Annotated in this window: 19 protein-coding genes and 1 pseudogene; 12 read left to right on the top strand and 8 right to left on the bottom strand. The window is 54.5% G+C overall.

The features are described from left to right. The first annotated feature begins 13 nt into the window (after positions 1-13). The 8 genes from rbfA to mtr all read left to right on the top strand — a co-directional run bounded on the left by rbfA (position 14) and on the right by mtr (position 8,786). Positions 14-418 (top strand): 30S ribosome-binding factor RbfA, encoded by a 405-nt coding sequence (gene rbfA / locus HV229_RS22495; protein ID WP_003024988.1) that lies wholly within the window; start codon positions 14-16, stop codon positions 416-418. Further along, the gene (gene truB / locus HV229_RS22490) at positions 418-1,362 is read left to right on the top strand and encodes a tRNA pseudouridine(55) synthase TruB (RefSeq protein WP_181546453.1); all 945 of its coding nucleotides are present in this window, start codon (positions 418-420) and stop codon (positions 1,360-1,362) included. The genes rbfA and truB overlap by 1 nt, the downstream gene beginning before the upstream one ends. Positions 1,363-1,634: 272 nt before the next feature. Beyond that, positions 1,635-1,904, top strand: coding sequence for a 30S ribosomal protein S15 (gene rpsO / locus HV229_RS22485; protein ID WP_000059465.1), 270 nt, complete (start codon positions 1,635-1,637; stop codon positions 1,902-1,904). A gap of 246 nt (positions 1,905-2,150) precedes the next feature. Next, a complete protein-coding gene (gene pnp / locus HV229_RS22480; protein WP_008785911.1) occupies positions 2,151-4,283 on the top strand; it encodes a polyribonucleotide nucleotidyltransferase in 2,133 nt (710 codons plus the stop codon). A gap of 109 nt (positions 4,284-4,392) precedes the next feature. After that, positions 4,393-5,277: a lipoprotein NlpI gene (nlpI, locus tag HV229_RS22475; protein ID WP_003024982.1), complete on the top strand. Its 885-nt coding sequence runs from the start codon at positions 4,393-4,395 to the stop codon at positions 5,275-5,277. A 106-nt stretch (positions 5,278-5,383) separates the two neighbouring features. Further along, positions 5,384-5,464 (top strand): protein YrbN, encoded by an 81-nt coding sequence (yrbN, locus tag HV229_RS22470; protein ID WP_010723222.1) that lies wholly within the window; start codon positions 5,384-5,386, stop codon positions 5,462-5,464. Further along, positions 5,457-7,388 carry a DEAD/DEAH family ATP-dependent RNA helicase gene (locus tag HV229_RS22465; protein WP_181546450.1) on the top strand — a complete coding sequence of 644 codons (1,932 nt, stop codon included), beginning with the start codon at positions 5,457-5,459 and terminating at the stop codon, positions 7,386-7,388. Before yrbN ends, HV229_RS22465 begins: the two co-directional genes overlap by 8 nt. A 153-nt stretch (positions 7,389-7,541) precedes the next feature. After that, positions 7,542-8,786, top strand: a complete 1,245-nt coding sequence (gene mtr / locus HV229_RS22460; protein ID WP_016154664.1) for a tryptophan permease — start codon at positions 7,542-7,544, stop codon at positions 8,784-8,786. A gap of 89 nt (positions 8,787-8,875) precedes the next feature. Here mtr and HV229_RS22455 read toward each other — a convergent pair whose 3' ends face one another. The 3 genes from HV229_RS22455 to HV229_RS22445 all read right to left on the bottom strand — a co-directional run bounded on the left by HV229_RS22455 (position 8,876) and on the right by HV229_RS22445 (position 11,846). Next, a complete protein-coding gene (locus HV229_RS22455) occupies positions 8,876-9,883 on the bottom strand; it encodes a luciferase-like monooxygenase (protein WP_181546448.1) in 1,008 nt (335 codons plus the stop codon). An 80-nt stretch (positions 9,884-9,963) separates the two neighbouring features. Further along, positions 9,964-10,842 carry a U32 family peptidase gene (locus tag HV229_RS22450; RefSeq protein ID WP_181546446.1) on the bottom strand — a complete coding sequence of 293 codons (879 nt, stop codon included), beginning with the start codon at positions 10,840-10,842 and terminating at the stop codon, positions 9,964-9,966. Positions 10,843-10,850: 8 nt separating this feature from the next. After that, positions 10,851-11,846: a peptidase U32 family protein gene (locus HV229_RS22445; protein ID WP_016154661.1), complete on the bottom strand. Its 996-nt coding sequence runs from the start codon at positions 11,844-11,846 to the stop codon at positions 10,851-10,853. 219 nt (positions 11,847-12,065) lie between these two features. Here HV229_RS22445 and HV229_RS22440 point away from each other — a divergent pair, with 219 nt between their 5' ends. Together HV229_RS22440 and HV229_RS22435 are read left to right on the top strand one after the other, a co-directional pair. Beyond that, entirely contained in the window at positions 12,066-12,590 is a 525-nt protein-coding gene (locus tag HV229_RS22440) for an SCP2 domain-containing protein (protein ID WP_016154660.1), read from the top strand. Then, a complete protein-coding gene (locus HV229_RS22435) occupies positions 12,584-13,087 on the top strand; it encodes an N-acetyltransferase (RefSeq protein ID WP_016154659.1) in 504 nt (167 codons plus the stop codon). The genes HV229_RS22440 and HV229_RS22435 overlap by 7 nt, the downstream gene beginning before the upstream one ends. Here HV229_RS22435 and HV229_RS22430 read toward each other — a convergent pair. Then, positions 13,074-13,383 (bottom strand): annotated as a pseudogene (locus HV229_RS22430) (GIY-YIG nuclease family protein). The gene HV229_RS22435 and the pseudogene HV229_RS22430 overlap by 14 nt on opposite strands. 43 nt (positions 13,384-13,426) lie before the next feature. Between HV229_RS22430 and HV229_RS22425 the strand changes: the two are divergent. Both HV229_RS22425 and HV229_RS22420 read left to right on the top strand, forming a co-directional pair. Continuing rightward, positions 13,427-13,855, top strand: coding sequence for a YhbP family protein (locus tag HV229_RS22425; RefSeq protein ID WP_016157562.1), 429 nt, complete (start codon positions 13,427-13,429; stop codon positions 13,853-13,855). A 37-nt stretch (positions 13,856-13,892) separates the two neighbouring features. Further along, positions 13,893-14,528: an NAD(P)H-binding protein gene (locus HV229_RS22420; protein WP_016154656.1), complete on the top strand. Its 636-nt coding sequence runs from the start codon at positions 13,893-13,895 to the stop codon at positions 14,526-14,528. A 49-nt stretch (positions 14,529-14,577) separates the two neighbouring features. On the opposite strand, the gene dolP is transcribed toward HV229_RS22420, so the two are convergent. Genes dolP through HV229_RS22400 form a run of 4 tightly spaced genes read right to left on the bottom strand, consistent with a single transcriptional unit; the run spans position 14,578 to position 18,192 of the window. Continuing rightward, positions 14,578-15,153, bottom strand: a complete 576-nt coding sequence (gene dolP, locus HV229_RS22415) for a division/outer membrane stress-associated lipid-binding lipoprotein (RefSeq protein ID WP_003024954.1) — start codon at positions 15,151-15,153, stop codon at positions 14,578-14,580. Positions 15,154-15,162: 9 nt separating this feature from the next. Beyond that, a complete protein-coding gene (diaA, locus tag HV229_RS22410; RefSeq protein ID WP_003024948.1) occupies positions 15,163-15,753 on the bottom strand; it encodes a DnaA initiator-associating protein DiaA in 591 nt (196 codons plus the stop codon). A 34-nt stretch (positions 15,754-15,787) separates the two neighbouring features. Then, on the bottom strand, positions 15,788-16,183 hold the full coding sequence (locus HV229_RS22405; protein WP_019077774.1) for a YraN family protein: 396 nt from the start codon (positions 16,181-16,183) through the stop codon (positions 15,788-15,790). Beyond that, positions 16,141-18,192: a penicillin-binding protein activator gene (locus tag HV229_RS22400; protein ID WP_181546444.1), complete on the bottom strand. Its 2,052-nt coding sequence runs from the start codon at positions 18,190-18,192 to the stop codon at positions 16,141-16,143. Before HV229_RS22400 ends, HV229_RS22405 begins: the two co-directional genes overlap by 43 nt. Positions 18,193-18,232: the final 40 nt, after the last annotated feature.

The raw sequence follows: 18,232 nt of genomic DNA, 5'->3' as shown, positions 1-18,232 counted from the left end.
TGGAGAATTTATTATGGCGAAAGAATTTGGTCGCCCACAGCGTGTCGCGCAGGAGATGCAGAAAGAAATCGCACTCATCCTGCAACGCGAAATCAAAGACCCGCGTGTTGGTATGATGACCACCGTATCGGGTGTTGAGATGTCTCGAGACCTGGCATACGCTAAAGTGTTCGTGACTTTCCTCAACGATCAGGACGAAGCTGCCGTGAAAAACGGCATTAAGGCACTGCAGGAAGCCTCTGGTTTTATCCGCTCTTTGCTGGGTAAAGCAATGCGTCTGCGTATCGTGCCTGAGCTGACCTTCTTCTACGACAATTCGTTAGTTGAAGGAATGCGCATGTCCAACCTGGTGACCAGCGTGGTGAAACATGACGATGAGCGTCGTGTGAACCCAGCGGACGACAGCAAGGAGGACTGATGAGTCGTCCTCGTCGTCGTGGTCGCGACATTCACGGTGTTCTGCTGCTGGATAAGCCGCAGGGCATGTCCAGCAATGACGTACTGCAAAAAGTAAAGCGCATCTATAATGCCAACCGCGCGGGACATACCGGCGCGCTGGATCCGCTGGCGACAGGCATGCTGCCTATCTGCCTCGGTGAAGCGACTAAGTTTTCCCAGTATTTGCTGGATTCTGACAAACGCTATCGTGTGGTTGCCCGTCTGGGCCAGCGTACCGACACCTCCGATGCCGATGGGCAAATCGTGCAGGAGCGTCCGGTAACCTTCAGCGCAGAGCAGCTTGCCAGCGCGCTGGAGACTTTCCGCGGCGATATCGAGCAGATTCCGTCAATGTATTCGGCGCTGAAGTACCAGGGTAAAAAGCTGTACGAATATGCGCGTCAGGGCATTGAAGTGCCGCGTGAAGCGCGCCCGATTACCGTCTATGAGCTGCGGTTTATTCGCCACGAAGGTAACGAGCTGGAGCTGGAAGTTCACTGCTCCAAAGGCACTTATATTCGCACCATCGTTGACGATCTCGGTGAGAAGCTCGGATGCGGCGCGCACGTAACGTATCTGCGTCGTCTGACGGTCAGCAAGTATCCGGTGGATCGTATGGTTACGCTGGAACATCTGCATGAGCTGGTTGAACAGGCCGAACAGCAGAACATTCCGGCGGCGCAGTTGCTGGATCCTTTGCTGATGCCAATGGACAGTCCTGCATCGGACTACCCTGTTGTTAATTTGCCTTTAACATCGTCGGTTTACTTTAAAAATGGTAACCCGGTACGGACGTCAGGTGTGCCGCTGGAAGGGTTGGTGCGCGTGACGGAAGGCGATGACGGCAAGTTTATCGGCATGGGGGAGATGGACGATGAAGGTCGTGTCGCCCCTCGTCGCCTGGTGGTTGAGTATCCTGCATAGCGCTCTCTGTCTTGCGATAAAAGGGCGCTGCGAGTAGAATACTGCCGCTTAACGTCGCGTAAATTGTTTAACAATCTGCGTGGCGTGTACACAAAATCATTCGAGCTGCATCAAGGCGGCAGGTCTGAGGATCCTCAGGAGCTTACTCAGGTAAGTGACCGAGGTGAGCGGACACAGCCAGCGCAGGGTCAGTTTGAAGAAGGCGTGTATACACTGGGATAGCTGAATTAGAGATCGGCATCCTTTCATTCTTAACACTTTGGAGTTTTAAAATGTCTCTAAGTACTGAAGCTACCGCTAAAATCGTTTCTGAGTTTGGTCGTGATGCAAACGACACCGGTTCTACCGATGTTCAGGTTGCTCTGTTGACTGCACAGATTAACCACCTGCAGGGCCACTTTGCAGAGCACAAAAAAGATCACCACAGCCGTCGTGGTCTGCTGCGCATGGTTTCTCAGCGTCGTAAACTGCTCGACTACCTGAAACGTAAAGATGTTGCACGTTACACCGCGCTGATCGAGCGTCTGGGTCTGCGTCGCTAATTCTTTCGAGTTTCAGAAAGAGGGGGCCTTCATGGCCCCTTTTTTCCAGCAGATGGCAGCAATTCGCTGGAAACTAATGTATTGTTGCTATGAATGATCTTCCGTTGCAGAGGTTCGCGCGGCTAATGAGAGGCTTTACTCATGCTTATGGGTTAGGGTTGTCATTAGTCGCGAGGATGCGCAGAAGATCGGGTATTAACGATGGCGCAAAAATGTGCCGTCAAAAAATAGAGAAAGGATATTAATTTGCTTAATCCGATCGTTCGTAAATTCCAGTACGGTCAGCATACCGTTACGCTGGAAACCGGCATGATGGCGCGTCAGGCGACTGCCGCTGTTATGGTTAGCATGGATGACACTGCGGTATTCGTTACCGTTGTTGGCCAGAAAAAAGCGAAACCAGGCCAGGACTTTTTCCCACTGACCGTTAACTATCAGGAGCGTACCTACGCTGCTGGCCGTATCCCGGGTAGCTTCTTCCGTCGTGAAGGCCGTCCGAGTGAAGGCGAAACTCTGATCGCGCGTCTGATTGACCGCCCGGTTCGCCCGCTGTTCCCGGAAGGCTTCGTTAACGAAGTTCAGGTTATCGCGACCGTTGTTTCCGTTAACCCGCAGGTTAACCCGGATATCGTGGCAATGATTGGTGCATCTGCTGCGCTGACTCTGTCTGGCATCCCATTCAACGGCCCGATCGGTGCTGCACGTGTTGGTTACATCAATGACCAGTACGTACTGAACCCGACTCAGGATGAACTGAAAGAAAGCAAGCTGGACCTGGTTGTTGCTGGTACTGAAGCTGCCGTACTGATGGTTGAATCCGAAGCTGAACTGCTGAGCGAAGACCAGATGCTGGGCGCTGTAGTATTCGGCCACGAACAGCAGCAGGTTGTTATTCAGGCTATCAACGAGCTGGCGAAAGAAGCTGGCAAACCGCGTTGGGACTGGCAGCCAGAAGCCGTCAACGAAGCGCTGAACGCACGCGTTGCCGCACTGGCAGAAGCTCGTCTGAGCGATGCTTACCGTATCACCGACAAACAAGAGCGTTACGCTCAGGTTGACGTGATCAAATCTGAAACCATCGCGACTCTGGTGGCTGAAGACGAAACCCTGGACGCTAACGAACTGGGTGAAATCCTGCACGCTATCGAGAAAAATGTTGTTCGTAGCCGCGTACTGGCAGGCGAGCCGCGCATCGATGGCCGTGAAAAAGATATGATCCGTGGTCTGGACGTGCGTACTGGCGTTCTGCCGCGTACCCACGGTTCCGCACTGTTCACCCGTGGTGAAACTCAGGCGCTGGTTACTGCGACCCTGGGCACCACTCGTGATGCGCAGAACCTTGACGAGCTGATGGGCGAGCGTACTGACAACTTCCTGTTCCACTACAACTTCCCTCCGTACTGCGTAGGTGAAACCGGTATGGTCGGTTCTCCGAAGCGTCGTGAGATTGGTCACGGTCGTCTGGCGAAGCGTGGCGTACTGGCAGTGATGCCGGAACTGGATAAATTCCCGTACACCGTACGTGTGGTTTCTGAAATCACCGAATCTAACGGTTCTTCTTCCATGGCTTCCGTATGTGGTGCTTCTCTGGCGCTGATGGACGCAGGCGTGCCGATCAAAGCTGCCGTTGCGGGTATCGCGATGGGTCTGGTGAAAGAAGGCGACAACTTTGTTGTTCTGTCTGACATCCTGGGCGACGAAGACCACCTGGGCGATATGGACTTCAAAGTGGCGGGTTCCCGCGACGGTATCTCTGCACTGCAGATGGATATCAAAATTGAAGGTATCACCAAAGAGATCATGCAGGTTGCTCTGAACCAGGCTAAAGGTGCGCGTCTGCACATCCTGGGTGTGATGGAACAAGCGATCAATGCACCGCGTGGTGACATTTCTCAGTTCGCTCCGCGTATCCACACCATCAAGATCAGCCCGGACAAGATCAAAGACGTTATCGGTAAAGGCGGTTCTGTTATCCGTGCTCTGACCGAAGAAACCGGCACCACCATTGAAATTGAAGATGATGGTACTGTGAAGATTGCTGCGACCGACGGCGAGAAAGCGAAATATGCTATCCGTCGTATCGAAGAGATCACCGCAGAGATCGAAGTAGGCCGTATCTACAATGGTAAAGTGACCCGTATCGTTGACTTTGGCGCATTCGTTGCCATTGGTGGCGGTAAAGAAGGTCTGGTACACATCTCTCAGATCGCTGACAAACGCGTTGAGAAAGTGACCGATTACCTGCAGATGGGCCAGGAAGTACCGGTCAAAGTTCTGGAAGTTGATCGCCAGGGCCGTGTACGTCTGAGCATTAAAGAAGCAACTGAGCAGTCTCAGCCTGCAGGCGAACCGGAAGCTCCGGCAAGCCAGGGCGAGTAAGGTTGCCATTGCCCTCCGTGAAAGTGGAGGGCTTTTAACCCGGCAGGACGCCTTGTTAGCAACCGGGGAACCTGGACGTTCATTCAATCGTTGTCTTCGGGAGTGGGAAATGAAGCCTTTTTTGCGCTGGTGTTTCGTTGCGACAGCACTCACGCTGGCTGGATGCAGTAATTCCGCCTGGCGTAAGAGTGAAGTCCTCGCAGTACCATTGCAACCGACTTTGCAGCAGGAAGTGATTCTGGCACGTATGGAACAAATTCTTGCCAGTCGGGCTTTAACCGATGACGAACGCGCACAGCTTTTATATGAGCGCGGAGTGTTGTATGATAGTCTCGGTCTGAGGGCTCTGGCGCGAAATGATTTTTCACAAGCGCTGGCAATCCGACCAGATATGCCTGAAGTATTCAATTACTTAGGTATATATTTAACGCAGGCAGGCAATTTTGATGCTGCCTATGAAGCGTTTGATTCTGTACTTGAGCTTGATCCAACTTACAACTACGCGCACTTAAATCGCGGTATCGCATTGTATTACGGCGGTCGCGACAAGTTAGCGCAAGATGATCTGCTAGCGTTTTATCAAGACGATCCCAATGATCCTTTCCGTAGTCTGTGGCTTTATCTCGCCGAGCAGAAGCTCGATGAGAAGCAGGCTAAAGAAGCGTTAAAGCAACGCTTTGAGAAATCGGATAAAGAGCAATGGGGATGGAACATTGTCGAGTTCTACCTGGGCAACATTAGCGAAGCAACGCTGATGGAACGCCTAAAGGCGGACGCAACGGATAACACCTCGCTCGCTGAGCATCTCAGTGAAACCAACTTCTATTTAGGTAAGTACTACCTAAGTCTGGGGGATTTGGACAACGCTACGGCATTGTTCAAACTGGCGGTGGCTAACAACGTTCATAACTTTGTTGAGCACCGATACGCATTGTTGGAATTATCGCTCCTGGGCCAGGACCAAGATGACCTGGCAGAATCGGACCAGCAATAGCTGACGTACACATCAGCCCGTAATCTTTTTTGATTGCCATCACCTTCACGGGTGAGGGCGTTGTTGTTCGTTAATACACCTACTTTGAGCCGGTTCACACTTTTCAATGAAAATTGCAGATCAATTTCATGATGAGTTATGTAGACTGGCCGCCATTAATTTTGAGGCACACGTACTACATGGCTGAATTCGAAACCACTTTTGCAGATCTGGGCCTGAAGGCTCCTATCCTTGAAGCCCTTACCGATCTGGGTTACGAAAAACCATCTCCAATCCAGGCAGAGTGCATTCCGCATCTGCTGGGCGGCCGCGATGTTCTGGGTATGGCCCAGACGGGTAGCGGCAAAACTGCAGCGTTCTCTTTACCGCTGCTCAACAATCTTGATCCTGAGCTGAAGGCACCTCAGATTCTGGTGCTGGCACCGACCCGCGAACTGGCGGTTCAGGTTGCAGAAGCCATGACGGATTTTTCTAAACACATGCGCGGCGTGAACGTGGTTGCCCTGTACGGCGGCCAGCGTTATGACGTGCAATTACGTGCCCTGCGTCAGGGACCACAGATCGTTGTCGGTACGCCGGGCCGTCTGCTGGATCACCTGAAGCGCGGTACTCTGGACCTCTCCAAACTGAGCGGTCTGGTACTGGACGAAGCTGATGAAATGCTGCGTATGGGCTTCATCGAAGACGTTGAAACCATCATGGCGCAGATCCCGGAAGGTCATCAGACCGCTCTGTTCTCCGCGACTATGCCGGAAGCGATTCGTCGTATTACCCGCCGCTTTATGAAAGAGCCGCAGGAAGTACGCATTCAGTCCAGCGTAACTACCCGTCCTGACATCAGCCAGAGCTACTGGACCGTCTGGGGCATGCGTAAAAATGAAGCGCTGGTTCGTTTCCTGGAAGCAGAAGACTTTGATGCGGCGATTATCTTCGTTCGTACCAAAAATGCGACCCTGGAAGTGGCTGAAGCGCTGGAGCGTAGCGGTTATAGCAGCGCTGCACTGAACGGCGACATGAACCAGTCCCTGCGTGAGCAGACTCTGGAGCGTCTGAAAGATGGCCGTCTGGATATTCTGATTGCTACCGACGTTGCGGCCCGTGGCCTGGATGTTGAGCGTATCAGCCTGGTTGTTAACTACGACATCCCGATGGATTCCGAATCTTACGTTCACCGTATCGGCCGTACCGGTCGTGCGGGCCGTGCGGGTCGCGCGCTGCTGTTCGTTGAGAACCGTGAGCGTCGTCTGCTGCGTAACATCGAACGCACCATGAAGCTGACTATTCCGGAAGTAGAACTGCCGAACGCAGACCTGCTGGGCAAACGCCGTCTGGAAAAATTCGCCGCTAAAGTACAGCAGCAGCTGGAAAGCAGCGATCTGGATCAGTACCGTGCTCTGCTGGCGAAAATGCAGCCGGAAGAAGAACTGGATATCGAAACGCTGGCAGCCGCACTGCTGAAAATGGCTCAGGGCGAACGTCCGCTGATCCTGCCGCCAGATGCGCCGATGCGTCCGAAACGCGAATTCCGCGACCGTGACGATCGTGGTCCGCGTGACCGCAACGATCGTGGCCCGCGTGGTGACCGTAATGAGCGTGGTGGTGAAGACCGTCCGCGTCGTGAACGTCGTGACGTTGGCGATATGCAGCTGTACCGCATTGAAGTGGGCCGTGATGACGGTGTTGAAGTCCGTCATATCGTTGGTGCGATTGCTAACGAAGGCGATATCAGCAGCCGTTACATCGGTAACATCAAGCTGTTTGCTTCCCACTCAACCATCGAGCTGCCGAAAGGTATGCCGGGCGACGTGCTGCAGCACTTTACCCGTACTCGCATCCTGAACAAGCCGATGAACATGCAGCTGGTTGGCGATGCAGTTCCGCACACCGGTGGTGAGCGTCGTGGCGGTGGCCGTTTCAGCGGTGAGCGTCGTGAAGGCGGTCGTGGCGAAGGTCGTGGTTTCAGCGGCGAGCGTCGTGAAGGCGGTCGTAGCGAAGGTCGTCGTTTCAGCGGCGAACGTCGTGAAGGCAACCGCGGTCCGCGTCGTGAAGATTCTTCTGCTCCGCGTCGTGATGATTCCGCTGGTCGTCGTCGTTTCGGTGGTGATGCGTAATCCATGCGAAATTACGGTTTAATACCGTAAAGTAAAATATACAGCCCCGATCTCAACAATCGGGGCTTTTTTTATTTCATTTGTACTCGTGTACTGGTACAGTGCAGCACATTGAAATGTAGTCACAATATAAATGACTGGAGAGATGGCTAAATGGCAACACTAACCACCACCCAAACGTCACCTTCGCTGCTTGGCGGCGTGGTGATCATCGGCGGCACCATTATTGGCGCGGGGATGTTTTCTCTGCCAGTGGTCATGTCCGGGGCGTGGTTCTTCTGGTCAATGGCGGCGCTGATCTTCACCTGGTTTTGTATGCTGCACTCCGGGCTGATGATCCTTGAAGCTAACCTCAATTACCGCATTGGTTCCAGCTTTGACACCATCACGAAAGATCTGCTGGGCAAAGGCTGGAACGTTGTGAACGGCATCTCGATTGCTTTCGTTCTCTATATCCTTACCTATGCGTATATCTCGGCGAGCGGTTCGATCCTGCATCACACCTTCTCGGAGATGTCGCTGAACGTTCCGGCGCGTGCGGCAGGTCTTGGTTTTGCGCTGCTGGTGGCGTTCGTGGTGTGGTTAAGCACCAAAGCGGTTAGCCGCATGACGGCGATTGTGCTGGGCGCGAAGGTGATTACTTTTTTCCTGACCTTCGGCAGTCTGCTGGGGCATGTTACGCCCACTACGCTGTTTAACGTGGCGCAGAGCAACGCTTCGTATACGCCGTACCTGCTGATGACGTTACCGTTCTGCCTGGCCTCATTCGGCTATCACGGCAACGTCCCGAGCCTGATGAAGTACTACGGCAAAGATCCGAAGACCATCGTTAAGTGCCTGGTGTACGGCACGCTGCTGGCGCTGGTGCTGTATACCGTATGGTTGCTGGGGACGATGGGTAACATCCCGCGTCCGGAATTTATCGGTATTGCGCAGCAGGGCGGTAACATTGATGTGCTGGTACAGGCGCTGAGCGGCGTGCTGAACAGCCGCAGTCTGGATCTGCTGCTGGTGGTGTTCTCCAACTTTGCGGTGGCGAGTTCATTCCTCGGGGTCACGCTCGGTCTGTTTGACTATTTGGCGGATCTGTTTGGCTTTGATGACTCGGCAATGGGACGTTTTAAAACGGCATTGCTGACGTTTGTCCCGCCGATTGTCGGTGGCCTGCTGTGGCCGAACGGTTTCCTGTACGCCATTGGCTATGCAGGGCTTGCCGCGACCATCTGGGCCGCCATTGTTCCGGCGCTGCTGGCCCGTAAATCCCGCGAGCGTTTCGGCAGCCCGAAATTCCGTGTCTGGGGCGGCAAGCCGATGATTGCGCTGATCCTGGTATTCGGTATCGGCAACGCGGTTATCCATATTCTGTCGAGCGTGAATTTGTTGCCTGTGTACCAGTAACCTTTTAGTGCCGGATGGCGGTTGCGCCTTATCCGGCCTATACGGTCTCGTAAGCCCGGTAAGCGAAGCGCCACCGGGCAAAACAACGATTACCCCACCAACTCTTCTTTCACCTGCATCGCCAGGTCAAACGAATGTAGCCGTGTCTGATGATCAAAAATCTGGCCGTTAACCATAATTTCATCGGCCTGGGTTTCACGCAAAATGGCGTCGAGACCGTGTCGCACTTTCGCCTTATCACCAACCAGCGACATGCTCAGAGCCTGTTGTACGCCGTACTGCTCGGAAGCGGACCACAGCTGATGCATATTCTCTACCGGTGGCGGTAGCTGGCCGGTTTCGCCACGACGTAGTTTCACAAACGCCTGCTGCATTGAGGTGAAAAGAAATTCGGCATCGCGATTGCTGTCGGCGGCAATGATGTTGATGCACACCATCGCATACGGCTTTGCCAGCCGCGCTGAGGGCTTGAACTGGGTGCGATACAGATGCAGCGCCTGATGCAACATATCCGGAGCAAAGTGCGAGGCGAAGGCAAATGGCAGGCCGAGCTGGGCTGCCAGCTGTGCGCTGTACAGGCTGGAGCCTAATAACCAGACCGGGATCTGCTCGCCGTAGCCGGGAACCGGGCGTACATGAGGATTTGGATCGCGGGCGTCGAACCAGTCCACCAGTTCAGCTACGTCGCGCGGGAAGTTATCGATATCACCACTCATATGGCGGCGCAACGCGCGCATGGTCGGTTGGTCGCTACCCGGCGCGCGGCCAAGCCCGAGATCGATTCGTCCCGGATACAGCGTATTCAGGGTACCGAACTGCTCGGCGATCACCAGCGGCGAATGGTTGGGCAGCATAACGCCGCCAGAACCAAGATGCAGCGTGGTGGTATTGGCCGCCAGATAGCCAATCAGCACAGAGGTCGCCGCGCTGGCGATGCCGGTCATGTTGTGATGTTCTGCCAGCCAGTAGCGGTGGTAGCCGCGCTTTTCGGCCAGTCGAGCGAGATCAAGCGAGTGTGTGAAGGCCTCTTTTGCCGAAGATCCTTCAGGGATCGGCGCCAGATCCAGCACCGAGAACGGAATAGTTTTGTCAGTCATAACGGCTCACTTTGTTACCGGTTAATCTTTTAATACTGCATTAAAGATTAGCGAATGTTGTTAACAAAGTGAGCTATTAATCACGGCTGTAGTTCAAGACCTGCCAGCCGTTTCCAGTAGCCGTTGCAGTCGCTGTGGGCAGCAAGCGGTAATGGGGCAGTGCCATTTTCATTGGCGCGGAAGGCATCGAGCATGGCGAACGTGTCGCTGCCTGAAGGGGACAGACGCACAATATCAACCAGGCCTTGCATGGACGTCAGCTCGTTACCCAGGTTATAGACATAGCCGCTCATGGTCTGGATGCCGTTGAGGACAAAGACCTGCTGATTCTCCTGCGACAGCACATCGCGCCCATTCGGGTATTTGATGCAGCAGGTTTCACACTCGTCTTTTGGACGGTCTTCAGAGCGTGCGGTAAAGCAGCGGGCAGAGTACGCCAGCGGCAGATGCCCGTAGCTCAGTACCTCTACTTCAAACTGATTGCGAATACCCAGCTCTTCACACTGGTTGAGCAGATTGACCAGCCAGTCACGGGACAGTTCTACCGGCATACACCAGCGCACCATGCCCTGCCTGAGCAGCAAACGCAGGGTTACCGCGTTGTAGCAGTTGAGCGCATGCCCGGCGACAAACGGCAGCTTACGCTCGGCGCACATGTTTACCACGCCGAGATCGCTGGCTTCCAGCAGGAAGTCGCCGTTTTCGACATAGCGCTTCAGCTCTCCCAGCTCAGAGGGGGCCTGCACCAGCGCCAGCGTTGACAGCACCACCTGTTTACCGCTGCCAGCGAGCGATTTCGCCATATCGATCCAGTCGCCTACTTTGGTAGCGCGGCGTTTACTGCACACCGCTTCGCCAAGGTAGATAACGTCGGCCTGGCTGGTGGCGGCCTGCTGATAAAAATCTTCCAGCGTTTCTTTCGACCAGTACCACAGCACCGGCCCTAAGGAATATTTCATTGCTTCTCTCACTGCCATTTACGGTGATACGCGCCAAGCGTGGTCTGCGTGCCTTCGGACATTGAACCGAGCGTTTCCATCCACGCGGCCTGTGGGGCGTAGTTTTGCGGGTCGGCCATACAGCGGTCGATCGCCTGGCGCCACACTTTCGCCACCTGGCTGACGTAGGCCGGGCTACGCTGACGCCCTTCGATTTTCACCGAGGCAATATTGGCCGCCAGCAGTTCTGGCAGCAGCTCCAGCGTATTCAGGCTGGTGGGTTCTTCCAGCGCATGATAGCGCTCGCCATCAACCAGATAGCGGCCTTTACACAGCGTCGGATAACCGGCGTTTTCTCCGTCCTGATAACGGTCGATCAGCACTTCATTAAGACGGGATTCCAGCCCTTGTTGGGTCTGCTGCCAGCGAACAAAACGGGCAGGGGAGCAAGCGCCAACCGTATTAGGAGACTCGCCCGTCAGATAGGATGAAAGATAGCAGCGGCCTTCCGCCATAATGCACAGACTGCCAAAGGCGAACACTTCCAGGGGAACTGGCGTGACGCGAGCGAGCTGCTTCACCTGGTGAATAGACAGTACGCGCGGCAGTACCACGCGGGCGACATCAAAGTTGCGATGATAGAAATTAATCGCCTCTTCATTGGTTGCAGATGCCTGAACAGAGACATGACGCTCAATATGCGGGTAGCGCTCTGCGGCATACTCAAGCATGGCGAGGTCGGCGAGGATCAGCGCATCCGCACCCAGCTGCGCCGCCATATCTACGGCACGTTGCCAGCGCGCGTAACCATCCGGATGCGCAAAGGTGTTAATCGCGATGTGCAGCTTACGGCGGTGCTGATGGACAAAACTCACCGCTTCCTGCAATTTTTTCTCGGTAAAATTAAGGCCGGCGAAATGACGGGCGTTGGTATCATCTTTCAGCCCGATGTAGACCGCATCAGCGCCGTTCTCGATGGCCGCCTTAAGCGCCGGGAGGTTTCCGGCAGGGCAGAGCAGCTCCATAATTTATCCTGAACGTTGCGCCGTAAAGGGCGCAGAAATGTTAACGAAGAGGGATTTTAGTTAACCTTGCTGAGACAATTTTTGATTTGAGGCAGTTAAAGTCGTATTGGTGATACCAATAAGAGGTAACAATTTCGTAGCGAATTGTTGATTTATGCCGCTATGTCGTTTATTTGATATGGCAAAATAGCAGGATAATTGAAACAGGGAGTAAAGCTCGTGTTGGATAAACTGCGTTCACGCTTAGTACATTTTGGTCCTTCTCTGATGAGTGTACCGGTTAAACTGACGCCCTTTGCGCTGAAGCGCCAGGTTCTGGAGCAGGTCCTGAGCTGGCAGTTTAGTCAGGCGCTGGCCGATGGGGAGCTGGAGTTTCTCGACGGTCGCTGGCTGAGCATTCATGTGCGTGACATTGGCCTTAAATGGTATACCTCTGTTGAGAACGATAAACTTATCGTCAGCCAGAATGCAGAGGCGGATGTGAGTTTTAGCGCGGATGCCAGCGATCTCCTGATGATCGCGGCGCGTAAGCAGGATCCGGATACGCTGTTCTTCCAGCGTCGCCTGGTGATTGAAGGTGATACAGAATTAGGGCTGTATGTTAAAAATCTGATGGACGCCATCGAACTGGATCAGATGCCTAAAGCGTTGCGCGTCATGCTGATGCAGTTGGCGGATTTTGTTGAGGCGGGAATGAAAACGTCGCCAGAAACCAAACAGACTTCGGTAGGTGAGCCATGCTGATTCGAGTTGAAATTCCCATTGATGCCCCAGGTATTGATGCATTGCTGCGTCGTTCATTTGAGAGCGATGCGGAAGCGAAATTAGTGCACGACCTGCGTGAAGACGGTTTCATAACGCTGGGTCTGGTTGCTACCGATGACGAAGGTCAGGTAGTGGGTTACGTCGCGTTCAGCCCTGTCGATGTCCAGGGCGAAGACCTGCAATGGGTCGGCATGGCGCCGCTCGCGGTGGATGAAAACTACCGTGGACAGGGCCTGGCGCGTCAGCTGGTCTATGAAGGACTCGATTCCCTGAACGAGTTTGGTTACGCCGCGGTGGTTACGCTGGGCGATCCGGCGCTGTACAGCCGCTTTGGTTTTGAGCTGGCTGCCCATCATGACCTGCGTTGCCGCTGGCCGGGCACCGAAAGCGCGTTCCAGGTTCATCGCCTGGCGGAAGATGCGCTGGAGGGTGTGACGGGCCTTGTGGAATACCACGACTACTTCAATCGTTTTTAAGCGCCGGGGGTTTGCAGGCTGCTCAGTAGTGCCTCAAGCCCTTCGCCTTCAACAAGGCGCTCTTTCTGCCGCTTTGTAAGCTGTTTGACGCGATATTCTAAGCGCAGGGCCAGCGAACGGTCGCCGACCTGAGCCGCAAATGCCAACGTGAGTTCTCCCTTTCCGCGCAGCGCCTTCGCGCCTTTCCCACTTTGATGCTGCTTATAGCGGCGCTGCACATCGGTGGTTATTCCGGTGTATAAGGCGTTGTCCGCAGTACGGATCAGGTACAGATACCAGGGTGTCATTGTCACCATCGACGTGATAATTTTCAGGCCTACAGTATAAAAGAGAACAGAAATGGAAACACTGACTGCGGTGACCCGCTGGCTGGCAAAGCAGCACGTCGTGACCTGGTGTGTACATCATGACGGTGAATTATGGTGCGCCAATGCGTTTTACCTGTTTGATGCGCAGAAGATGGTGTTCTATGTGCTGACCGAAGAAAAAACGCGCCATGCGCAGATGTCCGGGCCGCGCGCGCCGATTGCCGGCACGGTAAATGGTCAGCCCAAAACGGTCGCCCTGATTCGTGGCGTACAGTTTAAAGGGGAAATCCGGCGTCTTGAAGGGCAGGAGAGTGAAGCCGCGCGTAACGCCTACAACCGCCGTTTCCCGGTCGCCAGAATGCTGCCTGCGCCCGTGTGGGAGATTCGACTGGATGAAGTCAAATTCACGGACAACACGCTGGGCTTTGGCAAAAAAATGCACTGGCAACGTGATCTATAGTTAATAGAGTGATTAAAGAGTCAGGGGAAGATTAGCGATGAGTCAGGTATTAATAACAGGCGCAACGGGGCTGGTAGGCGGAAATTTGCTGCGTATGCTGCTCAATGAACCCCGGGTCAATGCCATCACGGCACCGACGCGTCGACCGCTGGCTGATACGGCTGGCGTCTATAATCCCTATGATCCGCAGCTAACCGATGCGCTGGCGCAGGTCACCGATCCGGTAGATATTGTCTTTTGTTGTCTGGGAACCACTCGGCGAGAAGCGGGTAGTAAAGAAGCGTTTATCCATGCTGACTATACGCTGGTGGTGGACACGGCCCTGACGGGGCGTCGGTTGGGCGCTCAGCATATGCTGGTGGTCAGTTCGATGGGTGCCAATGCCAATTCACCGTTTTTTTATAACCGGGTGAAAGGGGAAATGGAGCAGGCGCTGATCGCGCAAAATTGGCCGCGGCTGACGATTGTTCGGCCTTCAATGTTACTCGGAGAACGGGATAAACAGCGGGCGAATGAGAGGTTTTTAGCGCCGTTATTTCGGCTGCTGCCGGGGAACTGGAAGTCGATTGAGGCGCGTGATGTAGCCCGGGCTATGCTGGCGGAGGCACTGGCGCCTGGACATGAAGGCGTTTCGATCCTGACCTCTTCCGAACTGCGCGAAAGAGCCAAATAAAATGCCGGAGAGGACGCTCTGGCGTCCCCATCCGGCATTTGTAGCAGTCTTACTTAATAAACGTAAAAGCCGTCGTGACGCGTTTCACGCCGCTTACCCGGCTGGCGATGTCTGCCGCAGCCTTCGCTTCACGTTCAGTTACCAGACCCAACAGGAACACTTCCCCGTTTTCGGTGGTGACTTTTACGTTAGAGGATTTCACCTGATCGCTGGTCAGCAACTGGGAACGTACTTTAGTGGTTATCCAGGTATCGTTAGACGCATCGCCCAGGCCGATTGGCTGACCCTGACGGATCTCGTTAAAGACCTCAGTGGTACCTTCTACGCCCATCGCAATCTGTTTTGCCCGCGCAGACAGTTCGCTATTTGGCGACTGACCGACCAGCAGCACTTTACCCTGATACGCGCTCACGTTGATACGCGCCTCTTTCTTGATTTGGGCATCTTTCGACAACGCGGTATTGACGCGTAATTCCAGGGTTCCGTCATCTACCTGGGTGCCTACACTGCGAGGATCCGTCGCGGCTTTGGTGCCGACAGCAGCAGTTCCGACAACGGCGGCAGCGACACAGCCTTGCAGTAGCAGGGCAGCGATAATCACAGCAAGCGGCGAAAATGCCTTCATGTGTACTCCTTAATCATCCTGGTGAGGGAAAAGCGTGTTATCGATGAGATCGCAAAGGCAGTTGACCGTCAGCATATGCATTTCCTGAACGCGGGCGCTGTGGTGTGAAGGGATACGGATTTCAACATCCTGCGGCCCCAGTAACCCGGCCAGCTCCCCTCCGTCATACCCGGTCAGTGCGACAATTGTCATGTCGCGTGTCACGGCAGCTTCAACGGCTTTTACGATATCGCGGCTATTACCACGCGTAGAGATTGCCAGCAGAACATCACCTGCATGTCCCAGCGCACGGACTTGTTTTGCATAAACTTCATCGTGCAGGCGATCGTTGGCAATCGCAGTTAAGACCACATTATCAGTATTTAGTGCAATCGCAGGTAAACTTGGGCGCTCTGTTTCAAAACGATTGATCATGCTGGCAGCAAAATGCTGTGCGTTGGCAGCGGACGTCCCATTACCACAACAGAGAATTTTGTTGCCATTGAGCAGGGACTGAACCAGCGTCATGGCTGCACGGGAGATCGCATCCGGAAGTGCTTCAGCCGCAGCTATCTGAGTTTGAATGCTTTCTGTAAAGCAGACTTTAATTCTATCTAACACGCTAATCCTTAAGAACCAGGCTCTGAATCTTCAACTATGAGCGGTCGTTGAACGCGTCCTTAAACCACTCAACATCATTTCCGGTGAAGGCTAACACATCGAACCGGCAATCCACAGTATCAAAACTTCCATTGTGGCGCGCAAGCCACAAGCGGGCAGTCTGTAATAATTTGTGTTGTTTGCTCCGGGTCACACTCGCCGCTGCACCGCCAAACTGGGCTGAGCGCCGATAGCGAACCTCAACAAATACGGTGGTGTTGCCTTCACGCATTATCAGGTCGATTTCGCCGCCACGCTCATGCACGTTGGCGGCGATAAAATGCAGTCCCTTGCTCTGCAGCCAGTCACGCGCGGTGGATTCCCACGCGTCACCGGTCTGTTTACTCGTTAACTGGCGGGGACGACTTGTCCTTGCTGGTATTTGAGCCATGATAACTTCCTGTTAATCACACAATCCTGCGTTGCGGTTAAGGCTCCGGTGTTGCCGTTAATTTCGAAACCCTGCACCTGACGCATTTGCGAGAAGTGGTTGGCAAGCGACCAGGCATCGACGCCCATCGCGTACATACGTGCCAGCGAGTAGTCGTTACGAACCGCGCCCAGCGCCTGCTGCATGAGAGGGGCGTTAGCGCCTGCCAGCATCGGAATTTCGCTGTACTGCAAGCCTTCCATCTCCAGACGGAAATCCGGGCCGGCAGTTCCCTGCGCGCTACGGGAGCTGGCGTACAGCGTGGCACCGCTCTGGCTACCGTTGCGCATGGCGATCATCGGCTTTATAAATGCAATTTCTTCCGGCGTAGCCAGAATATATACGGCATCAACACGACCGCTGCCGCCGGTGATTTGCGCATCGGTAGGTGCTGCCGGGATGGTCAGACCGCCAATCGTCACGCCAGGCTGCGCGGGTACAGAAGAGGCCACCGGGCTGCCCGTCAGGGAAATCCCCGAGCCGCCGTTGACGCCCATTTTCAGCTCAGCGGTGGAGCCGAACTTCTGCTGCAGCACCACGCCGCCACCCAGTTTTTGCCACTCCTGTGCAAAGGCGTTGGCAACGCGATCGCCTAACGAACTCCGCGGGATCAACAACAGCGGCGTCTGTTTTCCTTGATCGCGAATGTGGCGTGCTGCGTCGCGCGCTTCATCTTCTGGCGACAGAGCGAAGTAGCAGACGTTCGGCAGGTTTTTCACCGACTCCGGCTGATTAAGCGCCAGGACGTTTAATGGCGTGTTGCTTTTCATCAGCTCTTCAACATTGTTCTTCAACAGTGGGCCAACCACGATGCTGGCGCCATCCTGCTGAACCTGAGTCAGGATCTGATTCAGCGGCAGTGATGACGTGTCGTAGATTTTCAGCTCCGCGGACGGATTCGCTGGTGCGCTGGCGGTTGTTGGCTGCGCAGGCGCTGTTGGTTGTGGAGCTGTAGCTTCTGGCTGTGCTGGCGTCTCGTTGGTCAGATCGCTTACTGACGCCTGAGCCGGACTGGCAACACCGTCAGTCGTTTGCGGCTGTTCCGTGGTCGTCGCAGCCGCTGTATCCGCAGCAGGCGCGGTAACAGCAGGGGCCGCTACGGGTTGAGTACCCATATTTTTCGCAGCTTCAAAGCCTTGCTGAATAGTACGGCCAAATACAGCGGCCTGACCGTTCAGCGGCAGCAGCAGAGCAATTTTGCTGGTGGAAGCGGGTTTAAAGCTCTGCACGTTAACCAACTGCGTTGGCAACAGTTTTGCACCCGGGTTTTGTGGATAACGTTTCTGCCAGTCAGCAATACCGGCTTTCATCATGTCTGGATCGTTACGGTTATCGAACCAGACGCGCTGGAGATCTAACCAGCCTTGCAGCACGTTTTCATCCGCATTGATGACCAGCGTCTGCGCTTGCTCCTGGGTCATGGATGACAGCGCCTGCCAGGTGGCATCCATGTTTTTCTGCTTAGCGTTCGCGGCCAGCAGCGGTTCCTGGGCGATCAGGGCGCGCAGTAAAGTCAGCGATGGACGGCCCTGGTTGACGTCGATTTGCGCCTGCCAGTATCTCGACTGCTGGTTTTGATCTAAATCGGCGGGGGTTAGCTTATCCAGCAGGGCCTGTGCGCCAGCGACATCTTTCTGCGCGAGCTTAATTTCGACAGCCAGCAGTGACTGCTCACGACGCTGGGTATCGCTTAGCTTCTGTGGTAGCTGGTTGAACAGCTCGAAAGCCTGCTGGCTCTTGCCTTCTTTCAGCAGTGCACGAATGGCGAGTAATTGCCAGTTGGTCTTGCTATCATCTGAGCTTTGCTGCATTTGTTGCAGATAAAAGCCGGAATCAGCCTGCGCAGTGCCCTGCATATGGGCTGCACTCTGGTCTGGCGCCTGGGTGGCACAGCCTGCGAAAATCAGTGCAGCCAGAATGACTGGTAGCGCGCGTGCGGCTTTCAAACGAGAAAATGTTGAGGGTACCATACTGTATCCAGTGATATTTTTTTACTCAATGCTCAATATT

It is taken from the genome of Citrobacter sp. RHBSTW-00524 (assembly GCF_013747755.1).
GTDB lineage: Bacteria > Pseudomonadota > Gammaproteobacteria > Enterobacterales > Enterobacteriaceae > Citrobacter > Citrobacter braakii.
Note: the sequence above shows the minus strand (reverse complement) of the source record. Positions and strands in the feature narration are given on the sequence as shown.